The sequence below is a fragment of the Reyranella sp. genome (assembly GCF_004297265.1).
Taxonomy (GTDB): Bacteria; Pseudomonadota; Alphaproteobacteria; order Reyranellales; family Reyranellaceae; genus Reyranella.
Map to the genome: position 1 here is coordinate 100,151 of NZ_SCUT01000024.1, position 24,269 is coordinate 124,419.

At 66.8% G+C, this 24,269-nt stretch carries 27 protein-coding genes; 24 read left to right on the forward strand and 3 right to left on the reverse strand.

The genetic code is table 11. The features are described from left to right. Positions 1–95: 95 nt before the first annotated feature. From EPO41_RS09330 to EPO41_RS09355, 6 genes are all read left to right on the forward strand, one after another. The gene (locus EPO41_RS09330) at positions 96–284 is read left to right on the forward strand and encodes an AtzG-like protein (protein WP_296323699.1); all 189 of its coding nucleotides are present in this window, start codon (positions 96–98) and stop codon (positions 282–284) included. Beyond that, positions 281–1,663 (forward strand): AtzE family amidohydrolase, encoded by a 1,383-nt coding sequence (locus tag EPO41_RS09335; RefSeq protein WP_296323702.1) that lies wholly within the window; start codon positions 281–283, stop codon positions 1,661–1,663. The genes EPO41_RS09330 and EPO41_RS09335 overlap by 4 nt, the downstream gene beginning before the upstream one ends. A gap of 9 nt (positions 1,664–1,672) precedes the next feature. Beyond that, positions 1,673–2,071, forward strand: coding sequence for an oxalurate catabolism protein HpxZ (gene hpxZ / locus EPO41_RS09340; protein ID WP_296323705.1), 399 nt, complete (start codon positions 1,673–1,675; stop codon positions 2,069–2,071). A 63-nt stretch (positions 2,072–2,134) separates the two neighbouring features. Further along, on the forward strand, positions 2,135–2,458 hold the full coding sequence (locus EPO41_RS09345; protein WP_296323708.1) for a hypothetical protein: 324 nt from the start codon (positions 2,135–2,137) through the stop codon (positions 2,456–2,458). After that, entirely contained in the window at positions 2,455–3,435 is a 981-nt protein-coding gene (locus tag EPO41_RS09350) for an NAD(P)-dependent oxidoreductase (protein ID WP_296323711.1), read from the forward strand. The genes EPO41_RS09345 and EPO41_RS09350 overlap by 4 nt, the downstream gene beginning before the upstream one ends. Before the next feature lie 43 nt (positions 3,436–3,478). Continuing rightward, positions 3,479–3,661, forward strand: a complete 183-nt coding sequence (locus tag EPO41_RS09355) for a hypothetical protein (RefSeq protein ID WP_296323714.1) — start codon at positions 3,479–3,481, stop codon at positions 3,659–3,661. Between the two features lie 26 nt (positions 3,662–3,687). Here the strand turns inward: EPO41_RS09355 and EPO41_RS09360 are convergent, their stop codons facing one another. Continuing rightward, complete coding sequence (locus EPO41_RS09360) at positions 3,688–4,719, reverse strand: C-terminal binding protein (RefSeq protein WP_296323716.1); 1,032 nt, start codon at positions 4,717–4,719, stop codon at positions 3,688–3,690. A 71-nt stretch (positions 4,720–4,790) separates the two neighbouring features. Between EPO41_RS09360 and EPO41_RS09365 the strand changes: the two genes are divergently transcribed. Genes EPO41_RS09365 through pcaB form a run of 4 tightly spaced genes read left to right on the forward strand, consistent with a single transcriptional unit; the run spans position 4,791 to position 8,915 of the window. Further along, a complete protein-coding gene (locus tag EPO41_RS09365; protein ID WP_296323719.1) occupies positions 4,791–6,323 on the forward strand; it encodes an alkaline phosphatase family protein in 1,533 nt (510 codons plus the stop codon). 21 nt (positions 6,324–6,344) lie between these two features. Further along, positions 6,345–7,049: a protocatechuate 3,4-dioxygenase subunit beta gene (pcaH, locus tag EPO41_RS09370; protein WP_296323722.1), complete on the forward strand. Its 705-nt coding sequence runs from the start codon at positions 6,345–6,347 to the stop codon at positions 7,047–7,049. Continuing rightward, positions 7,046–7,609 (forward strand): protocatechuate 3,4-dioxygenase subunit alpha, encoded by a 564-nt coding sequence (gene pcaG, locus EPO41_RS09375; RefSeq protein ID WP_296323726.1) that lies wholly within the window; start codon positions 7,046–7,048, stop codon positions 7,607–7,609. The genes pcaH and pcaG overlap by 4 nt, the downstream gene beginning before the upstream one ends. Positions 7,610–7,613: 4 nt before the next feature. Next, a complete protein-coding gene (pcaB, locus tag EPO41_RS09380) occupies positions 7,614–8,915 on the forward strand; it encodes a 3-carboxy-cis,cis-muconate cycloisomerase (protein WP_296323728.1) in 1,302 nt (433 codons plus the stop codon). On the opposite strand, the gene greB is transcribed toward pcaB, so the two are convergent. Then, complete coding sequence (gene greB / locus EPO41_RS09385) at positions 8,902–9,453, reverse strand: transcription elongation factor GreB (RefSeq protein ID WP_296323730.1); 552 nt, start codon at positions 9,451–9,453, stop codon at positions 8,902–8,904. The genes pcaB and greB overlap by 14 nt on opposite strands. A gap of 30 nt (positions 9,454–9,483) precedes the next feature. Here greB and EPO41_RS09390 point away from each other — a divergent pair, with 30 nt between their 5' ends. From EPO41_RS09390 to urtE, 13 genes are all read left to right on the forward strand, one after another. Next, positions 9,484–10,302 (forward strand): urease accessory protein UreD, encoded by an 819-nt coding sequence (locus EPO41_RS09390; protein ID WP_296323732.1) that lies wholly within the window; start codon positions 9,484–9,486, stop codon positions 10,300–10,302. A 52-nt stretch (positions 10,303–10,354) separates the two neighbouring features. Further along, positions 10,355–10,657 carry an urease subunit gamma gene (locus EPO41_RS09395; RefSeq protein ID WP_216956016.1) on the forward strand — a complete coding sequence of 101 codons (303 nt, stop codon included), beginning with the start codon at positions 10,355–10,357 and terminating at the stop codon, positions 10,655–10,657. A gap of 11 nt (positions 10,658–10,668) precedes the next feature. After that, positions 10,669–12,714 (forward strand): urease subunit alpha, encoded by a 2,046-nt coding sequence (ureC, locus tag EPO41_RS09400; protein ID WP_296323735.1) that lies wholly within the window; start codon positions 10,669–10,671, stop codon positions 12,712–12,714. A gap of 97 nt (positions 12,715–12,811) precedes the next feature. Beyond that, positions 12,812–13,300: an urease accessory protein UreE gene (locus tag EPO41_RS09405; RefSeq protein ID WP_296323737.1), complete on the forward strand. Its 489-nt coding sequence runs from the start codon at positions 12,812–12,814 to the stop codon at positions 13,298–13,300. After that, on the forward strand, positions 13,293–13,976 hold the full coding sequence (locus tag EPO41_RS09410) for an urease accessory UreF family protein (protein ID WP_296323740.1): 684 nt from the start codon (positions 13,293–13,295) through the stop codon (positions 13,974–13,976). Before EPO41_RS09405 ends, EPO41_RS09410 begins: the two co-directional genes overlap by 8 nt. After that, positions 13,973–14,401: a DUF3995 domain-containing protein gene (locus EPO41_RS09415; RefSeq protein ID WP_296323742.1), complete on the forward strand. Its 429-nt coding sequence runs from the start codon at positions 13,973–13,975 to the stop codon at positions 14,399–14,401. Before EPO41_RS09410 ends, EPO41_RS09415 begins: the two co-directional genes overlap by 4 nt. Then, positions 14,398–15,021 (forward strand): urease accessory protein UreG, encoded by a 624-nt coding sequence (ureG, locus tag EPO41_RS09420; RefSeq protein WP_296323745.1) that lies wholly within the window; start codon positions 14,398–14,400, stop codon positions 15,019–15,021. Before EPO41_RS09415 ends, ureG begins: the two co-directional genes overlap by 4 nt. A gap of 16 nt (positions 15,022–15,037) precedes the next feature. Beyond that, entirely contained in the window at positions 15,038–15,610 is a 573-nt protein-coding gene (locus EPO41_RS09425) for a HupE/UreJ family protein (RefSeq protein WP_296323749.1), read from the forward strand. A 110-nt stretch (positions 15,611–15,720) separates the two neighbouring features. After that, positions 15,721–17,007, forward strand: coding sequence for an urea ABC transporter substrate-binding protein (gene urtA, locus EPO41_RS09430; RefSeq protein WP_296324399.1), 1,287 nt, complete (start codon positions 15,721–15,723; stop codon positions 17,005–17,007). Positions 17,008–17,086: 79 nt separating this feature from the next. Beyond that, on the forward strand, positions 17,087–18,700 hold the full coding sequence (gene urtB, locus EPO41_RS09435; protein WP_296323752.1) for an urea ABC transporter permease subunit UrtB: 1,614 nt from the start codon (positions 17,087–17,089) through the stop codon (positions 18,698–18,700). After that, the gene (urtC, locus tag EPO41_RS09440) at positions 18,697–19,815 is read left to right on the forward strand and encodes an urea ABC transporter permease subunit UrtC (protein WP_296323754.1); all 1,119 of its coding nucleotides are present in this window, start codon (positions 18,697–18,699) and stop codon (positions 19,813–19,815) included. The genes urtB and urtC overlap by 4 nt, the downstream gene beginning before the upstream one ends. Then, positions 19,812–20,582, forward strand: a complete 771-nt coding sequence (urtD, locus tag EPO41_RS09445) for an urea ABC transporter ATP-binding protein UrtD (RefSeq protein ID WP_296323757.1) — start codon at positions 19,812–19,814, stop codon at positions 20,580–20,582. Before urtC ends, urtD begins: the two co-directional genes overlap by 4 nt. 2 nt (positions 20,583–20,584) lie before the next feature. Beyond that, positions 20,585–21,280, forward strand: a complete 696-nt coding sequence (gene urtE, locus EPO41_RS09450) for an urea ABC transporter ATP-binding subunit UrtE (protein WP_296324402.1) — start codon at positions 20,585–20,587, stop codon at positions 21,278–21,280. 56 nt (positions 21,281–21,336) lie between these two features. Here the strand turns inward: urtE and EPO41_RS09455 are convergent, their stop codons facing one another. Beyond that, positions 21,337–23,043, reverse strand: a complete 1,707-nt coding sequence (locus EPO41_RS09455; RefSeq protein WP_296323759.1) for an amidohydrolase family protein — start codon at positions 23,041–23,043, stop codon at positions 21,337–21,339. 79 nt (positions 23,044–23,122) lie between these two features. On the opposite strand from EPO41_RS09455, the gene EPO41_RS09460 reads away from it, so the two are divergent. Further along, positions 23,123–24,244, forward strand: a complete 1,122-nt coding sequence (locus EPO41_RS09460; RefSeq protein WP_296323761.1) for an NADH:flavin oxidoreductase/NADH oxidase — start codon at positions 23,123–23,125, stop codon at positions 24,242–24,244. The last annotated feature ends 25 nt before the right edge of the window (positions 24,245–24,269 follow it).

The following is a 24,269-nucleotide window of genomic DNA, read 5'->3' on the forward strand; positions in this document are numbered from 1 at the left end:
TTGGACGAGAACTGGGCGCGAGCTACCGGCTCGTATGCCGCGATCTCCATAGTGTCTGAAGACCGCCACCTCGATGGAATGAAAGAAGGAAGCGCATGGCCGAAGAGAAGCGTGACGTGGCGCGCATGGTCGAGGAGGGCGCGAAGACCGCGGGCCTCGCGATCGCGCCCGAATATCTCCCCAACGTGATCCTGAACGTCGAGCGTTCGCTCCTGATCGCGCGACCTTTGCTCGAACTCGAACTCGAGGAAGATCTGATGTCCGCCCCGGTGTTCCGGCCATGAGCGATCCCACCTCGAAGGAAGCGACCGCGACGGAAATCGCGGGCGCGGTGATGAGCGGCAAGGTGAAGGCAGCCGCCGTGATCGACGCCACCCTCAAGCGAATCGAAGCGGCCGAGCCGACGGTGAACGCGTTCACCGATATCGTGGCCGAACGTGCCCGCAAGCGCGCGGCGGAAGTCGATGCGGGCCTGCATCGCGGGCCGCTGCTGGGCGTGCCCTTCGCGGTGAAGAACCTGTTCGACATCGCCGGCCTGCCCACGCGCGCGGGCTCGAAGATCAACGTCGACGGACCCAGGGCCGAGCGCGACGGCGCGCTGGTGCGCAAGCTCGAGGCGGCCGGCGCCATCCTGGTCGGCGGCCTCAACATGGGCGAATACGCCTACGACTTCACGGGCGAGAACGCCCATTACGGGCCGTCGCGCAATCCGCACGATCCCACGCGCATGTCGGGCGGCTCCTCCGGCGGCTCGGGTGCCGCGGTGGCGGCGGGGGAGGTGCCCCTGGCGCTGGGCTCCGACACCAACGGCTCGATCCGCGTGCCGTCCTCGCTCTGCGGCCTGTTCGGCCTGAAGCCGACCTATGGACGGCTGAGCCGCGCAGGCTCGTTCCCCTTCGTGGATTCCTTCGACCATCTCGGCCCGATCGCCCGTTCGGTGGAAGACCTTGCGCTCTCCTTTGATGCCATGCAGGGCTGGGATTCCGACGACCCGGTCTGCACCGACCGGCCGGTCGATCCGACGCTGCCGCGGCTGGTCGAAGGCGTCGACGGGCTGCGCATCGCCATTGCCGGCGACTATTTCGCCAGGGGCGGCGAGCCCGAGGCCTTCGAGGCCGTGGCGACCGTGGCCAAGGCGCTGGGGGCCACGAAGACCGTCGTGCTGCCGCAGGCGGCTGCGGCGCGAGCGGCCGCCTATGTCATCACCGCGATCGAGGGCGCGCAGCTCCACCTGCCGCGGCTGCGCACGCGGCCGCAGGATTTCGATCCCGACACGCGCGAGCGCTTCATGGCGGGCGCCCTGCTACCCGGCGCCTGGTACGTGAAGGCGCAGCGTTTCCGCCGTCAGTATCGCGCCCACGTGCTGAAGCTGTTCGAGGAGGTCGACGTGATCCTGGCGCCGGCCACGCCCTGCTCCGCGCCGAAGGTCGGCCAGACGATGATGACGCTGGGCGGTGTCGAACTGCCGGTACGGGCCAATCTCGGCCTGTTCACCCAGCCGATCTCCTTCATCGGCCTGCCGGTCGCCGTGGCGCCGTTGCAGCGGCCCGGCGGGCTGCCGATCGGCGTGCAGCTCATCGCCAAGCCTTACAACGAACAGGCGGCGCTGCGCGTGGCCGCCCATCTGCAGAAGCTCGGCGTGGCCGCCGCGCCGCCCGCCTGAGGAGCCGACATGGAAATCAACATCCCGGAAATCGTCGCCGAGGTTACGGCGGCCTTCAATCGCTACGAGGCGGCGCTCAACAGCAACGACGTCGCGGTGCTGGACGAACTCTTCTGGAAGAGCCCGCACACGCTGCGCTACGGCGTCGGCGAGCAGCTCTACGGCTACGACCAGATCGCGGCCTTCCGTTCGGGCCGCAATCCGCAGTTCGTGCCGAACCGCGACCTGCTGAAGCTCTGGATCGCCACCTACGGCCGCGACTTCGGCACGGCGAACTGCGAGTTCCTGCGGCACGGCTCGACCAAGACCGGCCGGCAGAGCCACACATGGATGCGCACCACCGACGGTTGGCGCATCGTCGCCGCCCACGTCTCCCTGCTGGGCGAGGCGACGCCGATGAAGAGCTGACGCTTTTGCGGCAGCCCTCCGCGCGCCGCCGTCGTAAGCTCGGCGGCGCAGCAGGAGGCATCCATGGCAAAGCCGTTCCAAGTTTCGCTGGCACCTGAAAAGCTCTGGCAGGCGATCAATCCGCTCAGCCTCTACCAGCCGGGCGCCCAGTTCGGTTTCTTCAACATCAATCTCGGCCAGACGCCGCGCCCCGATGTCGAGCAGGAGATCCTCGAACGGGTGGGAAGCTACGGGCGACAACTCGGCCGCATCGGCGACGTGCTCGACGTGCTCATGGATCATCTCGATCAGGGCAAGCTCACCGAGAGCGAGCGTGACACCCTGACCATCCTGCGCGGCCAGCTCGCCGAGGTGCGGAAGATCAAGAAGAGCGCGGCCAGGACATGAAGAAGCTTCTGCTGACGCACGTACCGCTGGCCCGGCGGCAATATTACGGTGTCCGCGCGCTCTCACGGCTGCAGGAGCTGGTCGAGGTGGTCTTGCATGAGGGCGAAGCTCCACTGGATGCCCATGGCGTGATCGGCATGGCGCGCGGCGTCGATTTCATCGTCGCCGATCGTGCGACTGCGATACCCGCCCTCGTCTTCGAGAGCCTGCCGGGGCTTCGCGTGGTAATGCGAAGCGCCATCGACATCCGCAACATCGATGTCACCGCCGCGACCAAGGCGGGCGTGCTGGTGACCCACGCCGAGGCCGGCTTCGTCCAGTCGGTGGTCGAACTCACGCTGGGTTTCCTGGTCGATCTTTCGCGTGGCATCACACGGGCAGCGACCGCCTATCACGGAGGGGCGAAGCCCGAGATCAGGGTTGGACGGCAGCTCGGTGGATCGACGGTCGGCATCATCGGCTACGGCCGTATCGCGCGCGCACTGGCGCCCGTCCTGGCGCAGCTCGGCATGACCGTGCTGGTGGCCGATCCCTACGCACAGGTCGACGATCCGCGCTTCGTGAAGCTGCCGCTGGAGGCGCTGCTGGCGAAGGCCGACTATGTGATCTGCCTCGCCATCGCCAACGAGGAGACGGAGAACCTGCTCGACGCAGCGGCTTTCGCACGCTTGAAGCCGGACGCCTTCTTCATCAACATGTCGCGCGGCAATCTGGTCGACGAAGCCGCGCTTGCGGAGGTCCTGGCCGAGGGACGCATTGCTGGCGCCGCCATGGATGTCGGCCGCGCACCCGACCAGATGCCCTCGCTCGAGCTGGCGCGCCTATACAACGTCATTGCCACGCCGCACATCGGCGGTCTCACGCCGCCCGCCAGCGAGAGCCAGGCGATGGATACGGTCCGCCAGGTCGAGGCGCTGGTGAAGGGCGAGGTGCCTCCGGGTGCGGTCAATCTTCCGGGCTGGACGCGCCGTACCTGAGGGCGGGGTTGAAATGACCTGCCGGTGGGCGCATGTGCAGTCCATGCTCACCCCGAAGGATCTGATCGCCGTCCATGTCCCGAGCGAGGACTTGGGCGACTACAACCTCACCCAGACCGGCTGGTATGCGATGGATGACGGAGGCCACGTCATCCTTGGGCCCTTCGAAAGCCTCGCCCAATGCGACCGCGCGATCCGCGACCGGTTGCAGCAACAAAAGTTGTGAGTCGCCGCGGGTGAGCGCGCCCCGGCTCAGTTACCGGGGCCGCGTTCCATCGAAAAGGGCTGCCAGCGCTGCAGCTTCGACTTCTCCAGCACCATCGGATTGACGCAGGCTCGCGGCCACTTGCCGCCCAGGACCAACGCCAGTTCGGCTCCGACGCGGCGCTTGCGGGCGGGATCGAAGCGGCTCGAGGCCGAGGCGACGTGCGCGGTAAGGATCACATTGTCCATGCCGAGCAACGGATTGTTGTGGCCCACGGGCTCGGTCTCCAGCACGTCGAGGCCGGCGCCGGCGATCCATCCTTCCTGCAATGCCTTGATCATCGCCGGCTCGTCGACCGTCGAGCCACGGCCGGTGTTCACGAACAGCGCCGTCTTCTTCATCTGGCGGAAGTGCTGTTCCTTCATCAGGTGATGGGCATCCTTGGTGCCGGGCGCATGCATGCTCACGATGTCGGAGCGCTGCAGCAGCTCCTCGTAGCCGACCGGCTGGACACCGTAGTCGGACATGACCAGTTCCTCGATATAGGGATCGTAGGCCAGCATCTGGAAGCCGAACGGCGCGGCGCGCTTGGCGACGGCGCGGGCGACATGGCCGAACGAGATGAAGCCCAGGGTCATGCCCATGAGACGCGGGAACTGGTAGAGATGCGGCCGGCCCTTGGCCCACTCGCCCTTGCGCACCATCTGGTCCTGCACGACGAGCCGCCGCCAGCTCGCGAGGATGAGGGTCATGGCATGGTCGGCGACTTCCTCGATGAAGGTGTCGGGCACGTTGGTGACCGGGATGCCGAGCTGGGTGGCGGCCTCAACGTCGACCGAATCGACACCGACGCTGCCCAGCGACACGACCTTCAGCTTCTTGCCGGCCTCGATCACCTTGGCGGTGATGCGCGGACGGCCCTTGCCGTAGATGGCGTCGGCATCGGCGACCGCCTTGATGAGTTCGGACTCATCGCCCGAAACCTCGATGATCTCCGCGCCGACGGAGGCGAGCGCCTCCATTTCCAGCGAATGATCCGTTTTTCCCGGTCCGGTCGTCACGATTTTGAAACGCGCCACGTGTTGTCTCCTCCGTCGCTTTGGCGGCACTCTATCGCAATCCTGCCGCCGTCCAACCTCGGTGAATGAACATGCCTGCGTCCAAGAATGTCCTGTTGATCGTCGTCGACCAATGGCGCGGGGCGATGCTGCCCAAGCTCGGCGCGGATTATTTGAAGCTGCCGAACATCGACCGGCTGTGTGCCGAGGGCGTGACCTTCCGCAATCATTTCACCCAGGCCGTGCCCTGCGGACCGGCGCGCGCCAGCCTCCTGACCGGGCAGTACATGATGAATCACCGCGCGGTGCAGAACACAATTCCGCTCGCCTCACGCTTCACCAATCTGGCGCACGAGCTGCGGCGCGGCGGCTACGACCCCGCCCTGGTCGGCTACACGACGACGACGCCCGATCCGCGCCAGACCGCCCCCAACGATCCGCGCTTCTTCGTGCTGGGCGACATCATGGAAGGCTTCCACCCGGTCGGCGCCTTCGAGAATCGCGACGCTTATTTCGGCTGGGTCGCCAGCCAGGGCTTCGAGCTGCCGAAGACCCGCGAGGACATCTGGCTGCCGAAAGGCGCGCCGGGCGCCGGCGCGACGGGGCGGCCGGCCGTCATTCCCAAGGAGCTGTCGGACACGGCCTGGTTCACCGAGCGCGGGCTCGACTATCTCCGTGGCCGCGGCGACAAGCCTTGGTTCCTGCATCTCGGCTACTACCGCCCGCATCCGCCGTTCATCGCGCCCGAGCCCTACAATTCCCTGTATCGCCCCGAGGACATGCCGAAGCCGGTCCGCGCAGCGTCCGCGACGGAAGAGGGCCGGCAGAATGCGCTGCTCGACTATTATGTGCGCAACATCAAGCAGGCGAGCTTCTTCCAGGACGGGCAGGCGCTCGGTTCGGACATGAGCGAGGCCGAGGTGGCGCAGATGCGCGCCACCTATTGCGGCCTGATGAGCGAGATCGACGATCATCTGGGCCGCGTGTTCGACTATCTGAAGGAGACGGGCCAGTGGGACGACACGCTGATCGTCTTCACCTGTGATCACGGCGAACAGGGCGGTGACCATCACCTGCTGGGTAAGATCGGCTACTTCGACGAGTCCTACCGCATTCCGCTGATCATCCGCGATCCGCGGGTCGAGGCAAATGGTACCCGTGGCACGATCGTCGATCGCTTCACCGAGACCATCGACACCATGCCGACCCTCCTCGAATGGATGGAGCTGCCCGTTCCCCGCCAGTGCGACGGCCGCTCGCTTCTGCCCTTCTGCGAGGGCACGGTGCCGGCCGACTGGCGCACCGAGGTCCACTACGAGTTCGACTTCCGCGACCTGTACTACACCACACCTGAATCGGCGCTGGGCGTGCCGATGGACAAATGCTCGCTGGCCGTCGTGCAGGACGAGAAGTTCAAATACGTGCACTTCGCTGCCCTGCCGCCGCTCCTGTTCGACCTCGCGAAGGACCCCGGCCAGTTCGTCAATTGCGCCGCCGATCCCGCCTATGCCGCGACGGTCGCCGACTATGCCCGCAAGATGCTGGACTGGCGGCTCGGTTATGCCGAGCGCACCCTCACCGGCTATCGCGCGACACCCCGGGGGCTGGAGGTGCGCGCCGCCTGAGCGGGCGCTAAGCTCGGCGGCATGAAAGAGGAAACGTACCGCCGACCTGCTCCGGGGCAGCACCACCCGCCAAACCGCTCGACCGACTACAAGTCCACGGTAAGCCGCTCGCCGTCGAAGCCGGCGATCGTGCTGCCGCACACGCTGTCGGAGATCACCGGACCACTCCTGCGTGAGGAGCGGCTCGATGCCGGCGAGAACGATCTCACGCGCCAGCGCATGGGCGAGCCCCTGGGGGAGCGCATCATCGTTCAAGGCCGCGTGCTCGATGAGGATGGCAGGCCGGTCCCAGAGGCGCTGGTCGAGATCTGGCAGTGCAATGCGGCCGGCCGCTACCACCATCTCGGCGACCAGCACGATGCGCCGCTCGATCCGAATTTCCAGGGCGGCGGCCGGTCCCGCGCCGATGCCGACGGCACCTACAAATTCATCACCATCAAGCCCGGCGCCTATCCGTGGGGCAATCATCACAATGCCTGGCGGCCGGCGCACATCCACTTCTCCCTGTTCGGGCCCGCCTTCGCCACGCGCCTGATCACGCAGATGTATTTCCCGCAGGATCCATTGCTGCCCTTCGACCCCATCTACAATTCGGTGCCCGAAGGCGCACGGGCCCGCCTGCAGGCCGCCTTCGACATGGAGGCGACGCAACCCGGATGGGCGCTGGCCTATCGCTTCGACATCGTGCTGCGCGGCCGCAATGCCACGCCGATGGAGAGCCCATGAGCCGCCTGCTGACGCCCTCGCAGACGATCGGTCCGTTCTACTTCGGCACGGTCACCAACGCCTATCGTCAGGATCTGGCGGCGCCGGGTGTCGCGGGCGAGAGGATCGAGATCGCCCTTACCTTGCACGACGCCGAAGACGCGATCGTGCCCGACGGTCTGCTCGAGATCTGGCAGGCCAACAGCCACGGCCGCTACAATCATCCCGAGGATCGCCGCAACCTGCCGCTCGATGCGGGCTTCGAAGGCTTCGGCCGTGCGTCGACCGATATTTCGGGCTGCGCGCGGTTCGGCACGGTGAAGCCCGGCCGTGTGCCCTGGCCCGCGGGCGGTCTGCAGGCCGCGCACGTCAATATCTCGGTGTTCGCGCGGGGCGTCCTCAATCGTCTCGCGACGCGGCTCTATTTCGACGGCGATCCGGCGTTGGCCGAGGATCCCGTGCTCAAGCTCGTCGAGCCGGCGCGGCGCGGCACGCTGATCGCGACGCGCGATGGTGACGGCGTGTGGCGGCTGCCGATTCATCTCGGCGGTCCGACCGAAACCGTCTTCTTCGACTGCTGACTCCATGGCCGTTCGTCTCGTCTCTGCGCTGGGCTCCTCGGCGGCAACTGCCGATTGTTTCTCCGACATCGCCACCCTGCGCCACATGCTGCGCTTCGAGGCGGCTCTCGCCGAGGCAACCGCGGCAGCCGGCTTGATCCCGAAGCGCGCCGCTTCCGTCATCGTCAAAGCCTGCGATCCGTCCCTCTACGATCCCACCCCGCTCGCCGCCGCCGCACGCCGGACGGCGACGCTGACCGTGCCGGTCGTAAAGGCGCTGACCGAACAGGTCCGTCAACGGGATGCGAACGCGGCCGACTATGTCCATTGGGGTGCCACCAGCCAGGACGTGATCGACACGGCCATGGTGCTGCAGCTCGGCGAGGCGCTGCCGCCGCTCCTGAAGACGCTCGACGGCATCGTCGCGGGTCTTGCGCGTCTGGCGAAGAAACATCGGACGACGCCAATGCTGGGCCGGACGCTGCTGCAGCCGGCGACGCCGCTGGCGCTGGGGCAGAAGATCGCCGGCTGGGCTTCCGACATCGCGCGCGCGAAGCGGAGGCTCGCTGAGAGCTTCGATGAAACGCAGCTTCTCCAGTTCGGCGGCGCGTCGGGAAGCCTGACGGCGCTGGGTCCGGAAGCCGGACAGGTCATGCAGGTGCTGGCGAAGCGGTTGAAGCTTGCGCTGCCGCCGGGACCCTGGTTCACGCAGCGCGTCCGTGTCGCGGCGTTGGCGCAGGATTGCGCCCTGGTCGTCGGGGCGCTCGCCAAGGCGTCGCGCGACATTGCCTTGATGATGCAGATCGAGGTGGGCGAGGCGGCGGAACCGTCGGGTCCCGGTCGCGGCAGCTCCTCGACCATGCCGCACAAGCGCAACCCGGTCAGCGCCGCACTCATCCTGTCGGCGGCGACGCGGGCGCCGATGCTGGCCGCGACGATCGTGTCGGCGATGCCGCAGGAGCATGAGCGCGCGCTGGGCGGATGGCAGGCCGAATGGCCGACCCTCTCCGCGCTGATCGAATGCCTGGGCTCGGCGGTCGAGGCGATGGCGGAAGTCGCGTCGGGTCTCACCATCGATCCCGATGCGCTGCAGGCCAACATGGATGCCGCCGAAGCCGCGGTCCTCGCCGAGCGGGCGACCTTCCTGCTCGCCCGGAAGATGGGCAAGCAGGAGGCCCACGCGCTGGTCGAGAAGGCGCTGGCCAAGGGAGGGTCCTTCGTCGGGGCGCTCGGCCGGCTCCAAAAGGAACTGGCCGACGAAGCCGCACTCCTCGGCTATTCGCCGAAGTTCGTCGATCGTCTGCTGGCGGACCTCAGACGTAAGTGACCTGCAGGATCTCGATCTCTTCCTCGCCGCCGGGCGTATTCATCCGTACGGCGTCGCCCTCGTGGGCGCGCATGACGGCGCGCGCGATGGGCGAGATCCAGCTCACATGGCCGCGGCCGGGATCGACCTCGTCGACGCCCACGATCTTGATCGTGCGTTCCTCGTCCTTCGAATTGACGTAGGTCACGGTGGCGCCGAAGAACACCTGGTCGGTCTTGGGCCGCTTGGCCGGATCGACGACCTCGGAACGTTCCAGACGCTTGCTCAGGAACCGGATGCGGCGGTCGATCTCGCGCAGGCGCTTCTTGCCGTAGAGATAATCGCCGTTTTCCGAGCGGTCGCCGTTGGCGGCGGCCCACGACACGACCTGCACGACCTCCGGGCGCTCCTTGCGCATGAGCGTCATCAGCTCTTCCCGCATGCGCTCGAAGCCCTGCGGGGTCATGTAATTCTTGGCGCCGGCCGGCAGTCCGCCCACATCGTCGGGCAGGTCGTCCTCGTCGCCGTCGTCGCTTTCCTTGGTGAAGGCCTTGCTCATTTCGATCCTTAATCTATCAAGTCGGGGCGAATGACCACCAGCCCGTCTCCCCGTATGCAGCGTGCCTCCGGCGAAAGCCGCGTGGCCTTCGACCTGCGGGACGGCAGGACCCGCCTGGGCGACCTCTATCAACGCGATCCCTGCCGGGTCTTGTTCCCCAAATCCGAACCGGGCGAACCGCCGCAGGCGGTGATGATCACCACTTCGGGCGGCGTGACGGGCGGGGATGCCCTTAAGATGGCGGTCGAGATCGGGCCGGGTGCCGAAGCGGTGGCGACCACCCAGGCGGCCGAGAAGATCTACCGAGCCTCGAAAGGGAGCGCTCCCTGCACGATCGATGTCGAGGTGCGGGTCGCTGAGGGCGCAACGCTCGACTGGCTACCACAGGAGACCATCGTCTTCGAAGGCGCGCAACTGAAGCGCCGCACCGTGGCCGAAGTGGTCGAGGGTGGCTCGCTGCTCGCCTGCGAGATGGTGGTGTTTGGCCGCGGTGCATCGGGCGAGCGCTTCGCCTCCGGTCTGCTGCTGGACGCCTGGTCGGTGCGTCGTCCGGGCCGGCTGGTCTGGACCGACACGCTGCGGGTCGAGGGCGAGACGCCCGACGGCGCCGGATTCGGCACGGCCAATGCGCTGGCGACCGTGATCGGCGTGTGGGATACGCCGCGGCCGCACTTCGAGAAGGCCCGTGCGCTTCTCGACGCTGCAGAGGAAGTGCGGGCGGGCGTGACGGTCGTGAACGGCATCCTGGTCGCGCGCGTGCTGGGCGAGGCGACGGCGGTGCGCCATGCGACCATCCGGTTTCTTACCGAGTTTCGGGGGCGCAGGCTGCCGCGCGTTTGGCATGTTTGATGCAAACTCGCTCGCGCTATAGTCGGGCCCAACCGGCAGGGGGAAACGGTCGATGAATTTGACGCCACGCGAGAAGGACAAGCTGCTTGTGGCGATGGCCGCCGTCGTGGCGCGCCGTCGCCTGGAGCGCGGCGTGAAGCTCAACTATCCCGAGGCGGTGGCGCTGATCACCGATTTCGTCGTCGAGGGCGCGCGCGACGGCCGCTCGGTCGCCGACCTGATGCGCGACGGTGCGCACGTGATCTCGCGAGCCCAGGTCATGGACGGTATCGCCGACATGCTGGCCGAGATCCAGGTCGAGGCGACCTTTCCCGACGGCACCAAGCTCGTCACCGTCCACGCGCCGATTCGCTGAGGAGAGACGCCATGATCCCGGGTGAAATCTTCCCCAGCGCCGGCGAGCTCGAACTCAACAAGGGCCGCAACCCGATCACCATCGAGGTCGCCAATACCGGCGACCGTCCGATCCAGGTCGGCAGCCACTATCATTTCTTCGAGACCAACGACGCGCTGAAGTTCGACCGCAAGCGCGCGAAAGGCATGCGGCTCGACATCGCCGCCGGCACCGCCGTGCGCTTCGAGCCCGGCCAGTCGCGCACCGTCCGGCTCACGCCCTACATGGGCGGGCGCGAGAGCCACGGCTTCCAGGGCAGGGTGGGCGGCAAGCTGGGACCCATCGCCAAGGTGGGACCGTCGAACGAAGGCCCGACGCGCATCTCGCGCTCGGCTTATGTCCACATGTTCGGTCCGACCGTCGGCGACAAGGTGCGGCTGGCCGATACCGACCTCTTCGTCGAGGTCGAGAAGGACCACACGATCTACGGCGAGGAGGTGAAATTCGGCGGCGGCAAGGTGATCCGTGACGGCATGGGCCAGAGCCAGAAGACGCGGGCGCAGGGCGCGGTCGACACCGTGATCACCAACGCCCTGATCGTCGACCACTGGGGAATCGTGAAGGCCGATATCGGTCTCAAGGGCGGGGTCATCGTCGCCATCGGCAAGGCCGGCAATCCCGACGTCCAACCCGGAGTCGACATCGTCATCGGTCCGGGCACCGAGGCGATCGCGGCGGAGGGCAAGATCGTCACCGCGGGCGGCATCGACTGCCACATCCACTTCATCTGTCCGCAGCAGATCGACGACGCACTCTACAGCGGCGTCACGACCATGATGGGCGGTGGTACCGGCCCGGCGCATGGCACGCTGGCGACGACCGTGACGCCGGGACCCTGGCACATGGGCCGCATGCTGCAGGCCGCCGAAGGCCTCCCGATGAATCTCGGATTCTTCGGCAAGGGTAATACCAGCAAGCCCGCGGGCCTCAAGGAGCAGATCGAGGGCGGCGCCTGCGGGCTCAAGCTGCACGAGGACTGGGGCACCACCCCGGCCGCCATCGACAACTGCCTGAGCGTCGCCGACCGCTACGACGTGCAGGTCGCGATCCATACGGACACGCTGAACGAGTCCGGCTTCGTCGAGACGACGCGCGCCGCCTTCAAGGGCCGCACCATCGCGACCTTCCATACCGAGGGCGCGGGTGGCGGCCATGCGCCGGACATCATCCGCCTCGCGGGCGAGAAGAACGTCCTGCCGAGTTCGACCAACCCGACGATGCCCTACACGGTGAACACCGTGGACGAGCATCTCGACATGCTCATGGTCTGCCATCATCTCGATGCCGCCATCCCCGAGGACGTGGCCTTCGCCGAGAGCCGCATCCGCAAGGAGACGATCGCGGCGGAAGACATCCTCCACGACATGGGCGCTTTCTCCATGATGTCGTCCGACAGCCAGGCGATGGGCCGGGTCGGCGAGGTCGTGATCCGCACCTGGCAGACCGCCGACAAGATGAAGAAGCAGCGCGGCCGCCTGAAGGAAGAGACCGGCGACAACGACAATTTCCGCGTGAAGCGCTACGTCGCCAAGTACACGATCAATCCCGCCATCACCCACGGCATCGCCAAGCATGTCGGCTCGGTCGAGGTCGGCAAGCGTGCCGATCTCGTCATGTGGTCGCCGGCTTTCTTCGGCGCCAAACCCGACATGGTGCTGATCGGCGGCTCGATCGTCGCCGCTCCCATGGGCGATCCCAACGCCTCGATCCCGACGCCGCAGCCGATCCACTATCGGCCGATGTTCGGCGCCTTCGGCCGCAGCCTGGTGACCAGTCCGGTATTGTTCGTCTCCCAGGCCGCGATCACGAAGGGTGTTGCGAAGAAGTGGGGCCTGACCCGTTCGCTTCTGCCGGTGAAGGGCACGCGCAAGATCGGCAAGAAGAACATGATCCATAATTCGACCTGCCCGAAGATCGACGTCGATCCAGAGACTTACGAGGTGCGGGCCGACGGCGAACTGCTGACCTGCGAGCCCGCCACGTCGCTGCCGATGGCGCAACGCTACTTCCTGTTCTGATCATGATTCTTCGCTGGGAGCGCGCCACTCCAGTGGCGCTCATGTTCATCGGGTCGACGAGTGGAAGAGCGGCACTGGAGTGCCGCGCTCCCGGTCCATGAAGCGCGCCATCGAGGTCGTGCGCGCCGGCCGCTGGCCGGCGTCCGAGCGCACCGATACCGTTACCCTCCTGTTCGACGATCGCTATCGTCGCCGCCTGCGCATGCTGGGCGACGGCGGGCTCGACTTCCTGCTCGACCTGGTCGAGCCCGTCGTGCTGCACGAAGGTGATGGGCTGAAGCTGGAAGAGGGTGGCTTCGTCGAGGTGAAAGCGGCCGACGAGGATCTCGTCGAAGTGCGCGGACGCGACACCGCGTCGTTCGCGCGGCTCGCCTGGCATGTCGGCAATCGCCACTTGCCGACCCAGATCGACAGCGATCGCATCCTGATCCGCGACGATCACGTCATCGTCGATATGTTGAGGGGGCTGGGCGCCGAGGTGCGCAAGGTGCGCGCGCCGTTCGATCCGGAAGGCGGTGCCTACGGACAGCATAATCACGATACTGGCCATCGCCACGGCGAGCTGCATGCCGAACGCCATGGCTAGCGATGCGCTCTACCGGCTGCTGGCCTGGCTGTCGCCGGCCTATCCGGTCGGTGCCTTCAGCTACAGCCACGGCGTCGAAACCGCTGTGGAAGAGGGGTTGATCCGGGACCGCGCCTCACTGGTCGCCTGGCTCGACAGCGTGCTCCGGCGTGGGACAGGCGCGGTCGATGGGGCGCTTTTCGCGGCAGGCTGGCGGGCCGCCGCCCGGTTAGACTGGTCCGCGTTTGACGCCATCGCCGAGCGCGCCGCCGCCTGGCGCGGAACGTCCGAGATGGCGCTGGAGTCGCGCCAGCAGGGCGGGTCGTTCCTGTCGATCACCCGCACGGCCTGGCCAAATGCCGCGCTTGATGAGGTCCATCGGCGCCTGGAGGGCGAACTGGCCTTGCCGGTGGCCGTGGCGCTGGCCGCGGCGGTCCACGGCATCGCGCTCGAACAGGCGCTGACGGGCTATCTCCATGCCTTCACGGCGAACCTGATCTCGGCGGCGTTGCGCGCCGTGCCACTCGGTCAGACCGACGGCCAGATCGCCTTGGCAGCGCTCGAAACGGCGGTTAACGACGCGGCCGGGGCAGCCATCGCCGTCGACTCCCTGGACGAGGTCGGCACGGCGACGCCGCTGCTCGACTGGTGCTCGCTCCGTCACGAAACGCAATACACACGGCTCTTCCGCTCATGACCGCCCTCTTGGCTCTTCTTCTGACGATCGGTGTCGGCGCCATTGCCGTCGTCCACATGGTGTGGGGTCTGGGCAGCCACTGGCCGGAAGCCAGTGAGGAAGCGCTCGCGCGGAGTGTCGTGGGTGATGGACGCAGCCGCATGCCGCCGGCCTGGCAATGTTTCGGGGTCGCCCTGGTCCTTGCGGTAATGGCCCTGTGGCCCTGGTACGTGCTGGGCCGCATCGCCGAACCGACGGTGCTGGCCGGCACCTACATGATCGCCGGCATTTTCGTGGCGCGTGGTATCGCGGGCTTCAGTCATCGCTGGAAGGCTCATTTCACGACTGAGCCGTTTGCCACGCGCAACCGGCGGTACTATTCGCCTTACTGCCTGTTGCTCGGCGTGGGATACATTGCCCTGGTGGCTGGAGAACTGGACAAATGAACCTGCGTGGTCCGCTCAGAGTGGGGGTCGGCGGCCCTGTCGGATCGGGCAAGACGGCCCTGGTCGAGCGCCTGTGCAAGCGCATGCGCGAGACCTACGACATCGCCGTCGTCACCAACGACATCTATACCAAGGAAGATGCCGAGTTCCTGACCCGCGCCGGCGCGCTGGCGCCCGAGCGCATCGTCGGGGTCGAGACCGGTGGCTGTCCGCACACGGCCATCCGCGAGGATGCCTCGATCAATCTCGCCGCCGTCTCCGACATCGTCCGCAAGTGGCCTGATCTGGAGGTCATCTTCGTCGAATCCGGCGGCGACAACCTCGCCGCAACCTTCTCGCCCGAACTGGCCGATCTCACGATCTACGTGATCGACGTTTCGGCCGGCGAGAAGATCCCGCGCAAGGGCGGGCCCGGCATCACCCGGTCCGACTTGCTGGTCATCAACAAGATCGACCTCGCGCCGCTGGTGGGCGCCAGTCTCGACGTGATGGACCGCGACGCCCGCAGGATGCGCGGCCAGCGGCCTTTCCTTTTCTCCAATCTCAAGGAGAATAAGGGCGTGGAAGACATCGCAGCCTTCATCGTGCGGCAGGGCGGTCTGCCGGCACGACTGAACTAGCAATCAGGAGCACTCGATGAACATTCGGACGATCCGCCTGGCGGCTTTGCTCGTGACGGTGGCAAGCCCCGTCCTCGCGCACTCGGGACATGAGGTTTCGGGATTTGCCCATCCCTTCACCGGACTGGATCATTTGCTGGCGATGATCGGCGTCGGCGTATGGGCGTCGCTGCTGGCGGTCAAGCGCCCGGCGGCCGCCTACCTGGTCCCGGCTTCCTTCATCGCGATGATGCTTGTCGGCGCAGCTGCCGGATTCGCGGGCATTAAACTGCCTCTCACGGAGGCGGTGATTGTTGCGTCGGTCCTGATCCTAGGCGCCCTCATCATAGCTGCAGTGCGTCTCCCGTCTGCGGCGGCCATGGCCGTCGTCGGACTTTTTGCAGTGTTCCATGGCTACGCCCACGCTATCGAAGCGCCGATGAATGGGACGGGCCTCTACATCTTGGGCTTCGTTGTCGCGACCGCCTTGCTGCACGCCGCCGGTCTGGGGCTCGGATGGGTTGCACGCCGCGCCGTCGGCGACCTGGGATTGCGCGCCTTGGGTGGCGCCGTCATGGCCGGGGGCGCGCTCGTCCTGATCGCCAACTAATCCTTTTCCCAAAGGCATCGGTTGGTTTGGCACGACTTTCGCTTCCCTTGATTTTCGGCGGGGAGAAACCGTCGAAGATCAAGGAGAGCGGGATGAAATTGGGAACACTCATGCGGACGGGCCTCGTCGCCGCCGGCCTGGTGGCCAGCGCGGCGACCAGCGCGTTCGCGCAGGCGGGAGATACGATCAAGGTCGGCATCCTCCATTCATTGTCGGGCACGATGGCGATCAGCGAGACGACCTTGAAGGACGTCGTGCTGATGATGATCGAGGAGCAGAACAAGAAGGGCGGCCTGCTGGGCAAGAAGCTGGAGCCCGTGGTGGTCGACCCGGCCTCGAACTGGCCGCTGTTCGCCGAGAAGGCGCGCGAGCTCCTGCAGAAGGACAAGGTCGCCGTGGTGTTCGGCTGCTGGACTTCCGTCAGCCGCAAGTCGGTGCTGCCGGTGTTCGAGGAGCTGAACGGCATCCTGTTCTACCCGGTCCAGTACGAGGGCCAGGAGAGCCAGCGTAACGTGTTCTACACTGGCGCCGCGCCGAACCAGCAGGCGATCCCGGCGGTCGACTACCTGATGAGCAAGGACGGCGGCGACGTGAAGCGCTGGGTCCTCGCCGGTACCGACTACGTCTATCCGCGCACGACCAACAAGATCCTCGAGGCGTACCTGCTCCAGAAGGGCGTTCCGAAGGAAGACATCATGATCAACTACACGCCGTTCGGTCATTCGGACTGGCAGTCGATCGTGGCCGACATCAAGAAGTTCGGTTCGGCCGGCAAGAAGACCGCCGTCGTGTCGACGATCAACGGCGACGCCAACGTCCCGTTCTACAAGGAGCTCGGCAACCAGGGCATCAAGGCCAAGGACATCCCGGTCGTCGCCTTCTCGGTGGGTGAAGAAGAACTCGCCGGCATCGACACCAAGCCGCTGGTCGGCCACCTGGCGGCCTGGAACTACTTCCAGTCGGTCAAGGATCCGACCAACGCGGAGTTCATCAAGACCTGGCAGGCCTTCACCAAGAACGCCAAGCGCGTGACCAACGATCCGATGGAAGCCTCCGTGATCGGCTTCAACATGTGGGTCGAGGCGGTGAAGAAGGCCGGCACGACCGATCCCGACAAGGTGATCGACGCGCTGATCGGCATCAAGGTCCCGAACCTGACGGGTGGTATCTCCGAGATGCTGCCGAACCATCACATCACCAAGCCGGTGCTGATCGGCGAGATCGAGGGCAACGGCCAGTTCGACGTGGTGTGGAAGACCCCCGGCCTCGTCCCGGGCGCCGCGTGGTCGCCGATCCTCGACGACTCCAAGAACCTGAAGGCCGATTGGACGAAGCCCGTGAACTGCGGAAACTTCGACACCGTCGCCAACAAGTGCATCGGCAAGGCGGCCAAGTAAGGCCGACTGCGCAGGACTCATAGGGCGGGGCGACTTTCGGGTCGCCCCGTTTCCATCTCCCGGGGTCAAGTCACAGCACATGCTCCTTCTTCGACCGTTCTCGGTATTGCTCTCGGTGCTGGCGTCGCTGGTACTGGCTGGAGCAGCCCTCGCGGCTGACCTCGCGACCCTTGTCGGGAATCTCACCTCCGGCGGTTTGAGCGAGCGCGAGGCGGCGATCACGGCCCTGGCGGCCTCGGGCGACGAGCGCGCCGCACCGATCCTCGAAGCCCTGGGAGCCGGCCAGCTCTACATTCGTACTTCCGACAAGCTCGCGGTTATCGGCAGAGTCGACGGCAACAGGCTGGCGTTGACCGAGGCGGTCTCCGGCAAGCCAACCGGTACGGCCGTCGAAGCCGACCTCGACCGCGTGCGGGTCAACAACCGCCTCCGCGGCACGATCGAGGCCGCAGTCGGTTCGCTCACCCTGATGAGCCCCAATGCCAGGGTCCGGCTGAACGCCGCAGACTCCCTCTTCAAGCGTCGCGATGCGACGGCCCTGCCGGCCCTCGACCAGGCGCTCGCCGCCGAGAAGGACCCGCGCATCAAGCGCGCTATGAGCGAAGCCCGTGCCGCCATTGTGCTCGCGACTGCCGACTCTCCGCCCGCGCAGAAACTCGCCGCGATCGCCGTGGTTCGCGACCGCGCCGACCGCGATTCGCTCGGCATCCTTAACACCGTCGCCGCCGCCTCCGACGGTGAGGTTAAAACGGCCGCCGCCGCCGCCGCCGGCTCGATCGAGCAGACGCTGGCTGCCTGGCAGATGGCGCAGAACGTCTGGTACGGCATTTCGCTCGGCTCGGTGCTGCTGCTGGCAGCCATCGGGCTCGCCATCACCTTCGGCACCATGGGCGTCATCAACATGGCGCATGGCGAGATGGTCATGCTCGGTGCCTACACGACCTTCGTCGTACAGGAAGTGATCCGCACGTCGGCGCCGCATCTGTTCGACGTCTCGCTCGCGATTGCGCTGCCGCTCGCCTTCGTCGTGTCGGGCGCCATCGGCATCCTAATCGAACGCACCATCATCCGCTTCCTCTACGGCCGGCCGCTCGACACGCTGCTCGCGACCTGGGGACTGTCGCTCGTGCTGCAGCAGGCGGTGCGCTCGATCTTCGGCTCGTCCAACCGCGAGGTCGGTGCACCGTCGTGGATGTCGGGCGCCTTCCAGCTCGGCCAGCTCAACATCACCTATGGCCGACTGTGGATCGTGGTGTTTGCGCTGATCGTGTTCGCCTCGCTGATCCTGCTGCTGCGCAAGACGCCGATGGGCCTCTACATGCGCGCCGTCACGCAGAACCGCCCGATGGCGGCGGCGGTGGGCATCCGCACGCCGCGGGTCGATGCGCTGACCTTCGGCCTGGGCTCGGGCATCGCGGGCCTGGCCGGCGTGGCGCTGAGCCAGATCGACAATGTCAGCCCCAACCTCGGCCAGGGCTACATCATCGATTCCTTCATGGTCGTGGTGTTCGGTGGCGTCGGAAACCTGTTCGGCACCCTGATCGGCGCGCTGACGCTCGGCGTCGTGAACAAGTTCCTCGAACCCTATGCCGGTGCGGTGCTGGGCAAGATCCTGGTGCTGGTGTTCATCATCATGTTCATCCAGCGCCGGCCGCGCGGCCTGTTCGCGTTGAAGGGTCGGTCCGTCGAATGATCACGCGCTTCCTCTGGCAGGGCATGACCCGCAACCTGCAACTCTTCGTCCTGCTGGTCCTGGCGGTCGGCATCCTCGTGCCGCTGTCGAACCTGCTGCTGCCGCCGGAGAGCCCGTTCCGCACACCGTCCTGGGTGCTGCAGCTCATGGGCAAGTATCTGTGCTACGCCTCGCTGGCGCTGGCCGTCGATCTCGTGTGGGGCTTCTGCGGCATCCTCACGCTGGGCCATGCCGCCTTCTTCGCGCTCGGCGGCTACTGCATGGGCATGTACCTCATGCGCCAGATCGGCACGCGCGGCGTCTACGGCAATCCGCTCCTGCCCGACTTCATGGTGTTCCTGAACTACAAGGAACTGCCCTGGTTCTGGCACGGCTTCGACAGCTTCTGGTTCGCCGCGCCGATGATCGTGCTGGTGCCCAGCGTGCTGGCGCTGGCGCTCGGCTGGTTCGCCTTCCGCAGCCGGGTCACCGGCGTCTATCTCTCGATCATCACCCAGGCGATGACCTTCGCGCTCTTGCTCGCGTTCTTCCGAAACGACATGGGGTTGGGCGGCAACAACGGCCTGACGGATTTCAAGGACATCCTCGGTTACTCGGTCCAGTCCGACACGACGCGCGCCGTGCTGTGCTTCGCCTCGGCGCTCGCGCTGGCGATCTTCCTGGTGATCTCCGCCGCCGTCGTCGGCTCGCGTTTCGGCAAGGCACTGACCGCCGTGCGCGACGCCGAAAGCCGCATGCGGTTCCTCGGATATCGCGTCGAGCGCTACAAGTTGTTCGTCTTCGTGCTCTCGGCGGCGATGGCCGGCATCGCCGGCGCGCTCTACGTGCCGCAGGTCGGCATCATCAATCCCAGCGAGTTCTCGCCCGGCAATTCGATCGAGGCCGTGCTGTGGGTCGCGGTCGGAGGCCGCGGCACGCTGATCGGCCCGGTGATCGGCGCCTTCGTCGTCAATTTCGGCAAGACCTACCTCACCGGCGCGCTGCCGGAGGTCTGGCTGTTTGCGCTCGGTGCCCTGTTCATCGTCGTGACCTTGCTGCTGCCCAAGGGCGTGGTCGGGCTGTGGAACCAGTTCAGGAGCCGGTCGCGCGAGCGGCAGGCGAGGGCCACGGCATGAAGGCCCCGGGCATCACCCACGCGCGCAGCACCTCGGCGCTGCTCTATCTCAGCGGCGTCAGCGTCTCATTCGACGGGTTCAAGGCACTGAACAATCTCTCCCTGCTCGTCGAGCCGGGCGAGATGCGCGCGATCATCGGCCCCAACGGCGCCGGCAAGACCACCATGATGGACGTGATCACCGGCAAGACCCGTCCCGATTCGGGCGAGGTGGTGTTCGACGGCACGGCCGACCTCACCAAGCTCGACGAGGCCAGCATCGCCACCCTGGGCATCGGCCGGAAGTTCCAGAAGCCCACCGTGTTCGAGAATCACACGGTGCGTGACAATCTCCTGCTGGCATTGGCCGGCATGCGCAGCTGGTACCGGCTGCTGACGGCGGTGCCCAGCAAGGCCGAGAACGACCGCCTGGAAGAGATCCTGTCGATCATCCGCATGGGCCCGCAGCAGCACATGCTGGGCGCCCGGCTCAGCCACGGCCAGAAGCAGTGGCTCGAGATCGGCATGCTGCTGGCGCAGAACCCGAAGCTGATGCTGGTCGACGAGCCGGTCGCGGGCATGACCGACGTCGAGACCGAGACCACCGCCCAGGTGCTGCGCGAGGTCAACAAGTCGCATTCTGTCGTGGTGGTCGAGCACGACATGAGCTTCGTGCGTGCGCTCGGCGTCAAGGTGACGGTGCTGCACGAGGGTTCTACCCTGGCCGAGGGATCGCTCGACCAGGTGAGCGCCGATCCGCGCGTTGTCGAGGTGTATCTCGGGCGATGACGATGCTTTCAGTCCAGAACGTCAATCTCTACTACGGCGCCGCCCAGGCTTTGCGCGGCGTCTCGCTCTCGGCCTCGATCGGCCGCGTGACCTGCCTGCTCGGGCGCAACGGCGTCGGCAAGACCAGCCTGCTGCGCGCCATCTCCGGCATGCAGTCCATCGCTTCCGGCACCATCCAGGTCGATGGCCAGGAAGTCTCGAAGCTTGCCCCCTACGAACGGGCGCGCCGCGGCGTCGCCCTGGTGCCGCAGGGCCGCGAGATCTTTCCGTTGCTGACGGTGAAGGAGAATCTCGAGACCGGCTTCGCGCCGGTGGGCCGCGAGAACAAGAAAGTGCCGGACGAGGTGTTCGAACTCTTCCCGGTGCTGCAGTCGATGCTGAAGCGCCGCGGCGGCGATCTCTCGGGCGGCCAGCAGCAGCAGCTCGCGATCGGCCGCGCGCTCACCATGCGGCCCAAGCTCCTGCTGCTCGACGAGCCGACCGAGGGCATCCAGCCCTCGGTCATCAAGGACATCGGCCGCGCCATCACTTATCTGCGCCAGCGCGGCGACATGGCGATCCTGCTGGTCGAGCAGTATCTCGACTTCGCACACGAGCTCGCCGACGACTTCGCGGTCATGGACCGCGGCGAGGTCGTCTTGTCGGGCACCCGCGAGACCTTCGACGTCGAGGCCGTGCGCAAGCATATGACGGTTTGAGGCAAATCCGCCGTCTCGACCGAGGCGCCGCGCGCTGCGGTCGAGCCGAAGGGAATTTATTGCGCCGTCTGCGCGCCGCGCACCAGCCGGCCCGGGCGTTCGCCGGTCAGCTCGTCGTTCTGCAGCGTCTCGACGCCAGCGTTTAACGTGTGCCGGTAGCCCGAGGCGCGCTGGACCAGGCGCCGGCCGCCGGTCGGCAGGTCGTAGGCCACCTCGGGGCGCTTCAGGGTGAGGTTGTCGAAGTCGATGACGTTGATGTCGGCCTTGTGGCCCGGCGCCAGCAGGCCGCGGTCCATCAGCCCGTAGGCCTCGGCCGTGCCGCGCGTCTGCTTGGCGATCAGGAATTCGAGGTCGAGCTTCGGTCCGCGCGTGCGGTCCCGGCCCCACAGGGTGAGCAGCGAGGTCGGCGAGGAGGCGTCGCAGATCACGCCGACATGGGCGCCGCCATCGGCGATGCCCAGCACCGACGCGGGATCGGTGATCATCTCGTGCACCACGTCCAGACTGCCATAGGCATAGTTCTCGAACGGCAGCATCAGCAGGCCCTTGCCGCCGCGCGCCATCATCTCCTCGAGCGCCACCGCCTGCGGCGTGCGTCCGGTGCGCTTAGCGATCGCGGCGATCGAATCCTCGGGCTGCGGCTCGTAGTCCGGCCGCTCGCCGATCGGGAACATGCGGTCGAAGGCCTCGGCCATGAAGGCGCGCGGATTGGGTTCTTGATTGCCTTCCGTCAGCACCTGGCGCAGGTCGGCGTCGGCGACGAGCCGCTGGTAGCGTTCCTCGGGCGTGAGCCTGCGCATGTCGAGCCAGGCGCGATGACCGGCGAACGGATGCGCTGTCGTCTCGAGGCCCATGATGACGCCGATCGGCCGCGAGCCCACCTGCGCATTGGCCATCCGGCCGCTGCGGCGCACTTCGTTGATCTGGTCGAGCGTCTCGCGCCACAGCTTGGGCTGGGCATCGACCTGGACCAGCAGGCAGGAGAGGGGACGGCCGGCCAGCCTGGCTGCAGCGTCGAGCGCTTCGAATTCGCCCGGCCCGAAGTCCGAATTGACCTGCAGCACCCCGCGACCGGCGCGCTTCATGCCCTGGGCGATGCCCAGCAGCTCGGCCTCGCGGGCGCTGAGCGACGGTGTGAAGCGACCGTCGCGGGCCTTGTGCTTGGTGGTACGCGAGGTGGTGAAGCCCATCGCGCCGGCGTGCAGCGCTTCCTCGGTGAGGCGGGCCATCTCTTCGATCTCGCGTTCGGTCGGGATCTCGGCATGATCGGCGCCGCGATCCCCCATCACGTAGAAGCGCAGCGCGCCGTGGGGAAGCTGCGCCGCCACGTCGACCGCGCGGTCCATCGAGGCCAGCGCGTCGAGATAGTCGGGGAAGGACTCCCAGTTGAACTTCACGCCCTCGCTGAGGACGGTGCCGGGAATGTCCTCGACGCCTTCCATCAGGTTGATGAGGTAGCCCGAGGCACCCGGACGGACCGGCGCGAAGCCGACGCCGCAATTGCCGAATACCGTGGTCGTGACGCCATGCCACGAGGACGGCGTGACGAACGGATCCCACGTCGCCTGGCCGTCGTAGTGTGTGTGGATGTCGACGAACCCCGGGGCCACGATCAGCCCTTCGGCATCGATCTCGCGTTTGCCGGCGCCGAGCTTGGCGCCCATGGCGGCAATCCGCCCGTCCTGCACTGCAACATCGGCGATCCGGCGCGGGGCGCCCGATCCGTCGATCACGGTTCCGTTTCGGATGACGAGGTCAAACATGGCGGAGAGGATAGGCCCGGGGAGCCGGCCCGGTCTATGTTCGGCTTCCCGATAGCCATCCCGTCCGGGGGACCGACCTTTGCAGAAACCGCTTCTCTTCTCGCCGCTCAAGATGCGTGGCGTCACGGCACCCAACCGTTGCGTCGTTTCCCCGATGGTCCAGTTCCGCGCGACGGACGGGCTGGTGAACGACTTTCACCTCGTCCATCTTGGCAAGTTCGCGCTGGGCAGGTTCGGCACCGTGTTCACCGAGAACTGCGCCGTGGAACCGCGTGGCCGGGTCACCCAGGGCGATCTCGGCCTGTGGGACGACAGCCAGATCGCCAGCCACAAGCGGCTGACCGATTTCATCCGCGGCGAGGGCGTGCTGTCGGCAACGCAGATCACCCACTCCGGCCGCAAGGGCTCGACGCCGCGTACCTTCGACAAGCGCGGCCAGTTCGGACCGGAAGGGGCCGGCTGGAAGAAATGGGAAGTGGTCGGCCCGACCGACCTCGCGGCGGCCGAGGGCTGGCTGAAGCCGCGCGCCTTGTCGGTCGATGAGATCGAGGAGCTGGTGCAGAAATTCGCTGCTGCGGCGAAGCGTGCCGACGCGGCGGGCTACGATGTGCTCGAGGTGCACGGCGCGCACGGCTATCTGCTGGCGCAGTTCCTCTCGCCGATCAGCAACACACGCAACGACCAGTATGGCGGCGACCGCGCCGGCCGCATGCGCTTCCCGCTCGACGTGGCGCGCGCCGTGCGCCAGGCGTGGCCGGAGAATAAGCCGTTGTTCGTGCGCGTCTCCGCCGTCGATGGCGGAGGCGGCTGGGATGTCGACGACACGGTGGCCTTCGCGCAGGAGCTGAAGGCGATCGGCGTCGACGTGATCGACTGTTCCTCCGGCGGAATCGCGGGCGCGGCGACGGCGGCCGGGGTGAAGCGCGGCCTGGGCTTCCAGGTGCCGTTCGCGTCGACCGTGAAGAAGCAGGCCGGCATCGCGACGATGGCCGTCGGCCTGATCCTCGATGGGCCGCAGGCCGAAGCGATCCTGCAGGCGGGCGACGCCGACCTGATCGCGATCGGCCGGCAGGCGCTCTACGAGCCGTTTTGGGCGCTGCACGCCGCGCAGGCGCTGGGCTGCGATCCCGACTTCGACTTGTGGACGCCGGAATACGGCTGGTGGCTCGAGAAGCGCGAGCACACGCTCGGCCGCAAATAACGAGACAAGCAATAGACACGGGAAA

Coding starts and splice junctions, on each gene's coding strand:
- pcaB (WP_296323728.1), top strand. CDS start 7,614: ATGGCCGTTCGTCTCGTCTCTGCGCTGGGCTCCTCGGCGGCAACTGCC.
- EPO41_RS09455 (WP_296323759.1), bottom strand. CDS start 23,043: ATGTTTGACCTCGTCATCCGAAACGGAACCGTGATCGACGGATCGGGC.
- urtC (WP_296323754.1), top strand. CDS start 18,697: ATGATCACGCGCTTCCTCTGGCAGGGCATGACCCGCAACCTGCAACTC.
- urtB (WP_296323752.1), top strand. CDS start 17,087: ATGCTCCTTCTTCGACCGTTCTCGGTATTGCTCTCGGTGCTGGCGTCG.
- ureG (WP_296323745.1), top strand. CDS start 14,398: ATGAACCTGCGTGGTCCGCTCAGAGTGGGGGTCGGCGGCCCTGTCGGA.
- greB (WP_296323730.1), bottom strand. CDS start 9,453: ATGAGCAAGGCCTTCACCAAGGAAAGCGACGACGGCGACGAGGACGAC.
- pcaG (WP_296323726.1), top strand. CDS start 7,046: ATGAGCCGCCTGCTGACGCCCTCGCAGACGATCGGTCCGTTCTACTTC.
- hpxZ (WP_296323705.1), top strand. CDS start 1,673: ATGGAAATCAACATCCCGGAAATCGTCGCCGAGGTTACGGCGGCCTTC.
- EPO41_RS09330 (WP_296323699.1), top strand. CDS start 96: ATGGCCGAAGAGAAGCGTGACGTGGCGCGCATGGTCGAGGAGGGCGCG.
- EPO41_RS09390 (WP_296323732.1), top strand. CDS start 9,484: ATGACCACCAGCCCGTCTCCCCGTATGCAGCGTGCCTCCGGCGAAAGC.
- ureC (WP_296323735.1), top strand. CDS start 10,669: ATGATCCCGGGTGAAATCTTCCCCAGCGCCGGCGAGCTCGAACTCAAC.
- EPO41_RS09395 (WP_216956016.1), top strand. CDS start 10,355: ATGAATTTGACGCCACGCGAGAAGGACAAGCTGCTTGTGGCGATGGCC.
- EPO41_RS09415 (WP_296323742.1), top strand. CDS start 13,973: ATGACCGCCCTCTTGGCTCTTCTTCTGACGATCGGTGTCGGCGCCATT.
- EPO41_RS09345 (WP_296323708.1), top strand. CDS start 2,135: ATGGCAAAGCCGTTCCAAGTTTCGCTGGCACCTGAAAAGCTCTGGCAG.
- EPO41_RS09405 (WP_296323737.1), top strand. CDS start 12,812: ATGAAGCGCGCCATCGAGGTCGTGCGCGCCGGCCGCTGGCCGGCGTCC.
- EPO41_RS09335 (WP_296323702.1), top strand. CDS start 281: ATGAGCGATCCCACCTCGAAGGAAGCGACCGCGACGGAAATCGCGGGC.
- EPO41_RS09350 (WP_296323711.1), top strand. CDS start 2,455: ATGAAGAAGCTTCTGCTGACGCACGTACCGCTGGCCCGGCGGCAATAT.
- EPO41_RS09355 (WP_296323714.1), top strand. CDS start 3,479: ATGCTCACCCCGAAGGATCTGATCGCCGTCCATGTCCCGAGCGAGGAC.
- EPO41_RS09410 (WP_296323740.1), top strand. CDS start 13,293: ATGGCTAGCGATGCGCTCTACCGGCTGCTGGCCTGGCTGTCGCCGGCC.
- urtE (WP_296324402.1), top strand. CDS start 20,585: ATGCTTTCAGTCCAGAACGTCAATCTCTACTACGGCGCCGCCCAGGCT.
- urtD (WP_296323757.1), top strand. CDS start 19,812: ATGAAGGCCCCGGGCATCACCCACGCGCGCAGCACCTCGGCGCTGCTC.
- urtA (WP_296324399.1), top strand. CDS start 15,721: ATGCGGACGGGCCTCGTCGCCGCCGGCCTGGTGGCCAGCGCGGCGACC.
- EPO41_RS09425 (WP_296323749.1), top strand. CDS start 15,038: ATGAACATTCGGACGATCCGCCTGGCGGCTTTGCTCGTGACGGTGGCA.
- EPO41_RS09365 (WP_296323719.1), top strand. CDS start 4,791: ATGCCTGCGTCCAAGAATGTCCTGTTGATCGTCGTCGACCAATGGCGC.
- pcaH (WP_296323722.1), top strand. CDS start 6,345: ATGAAAGAGGAAACGTACCGCCGACCTGCTCCGGGGCAGCACCACCCG.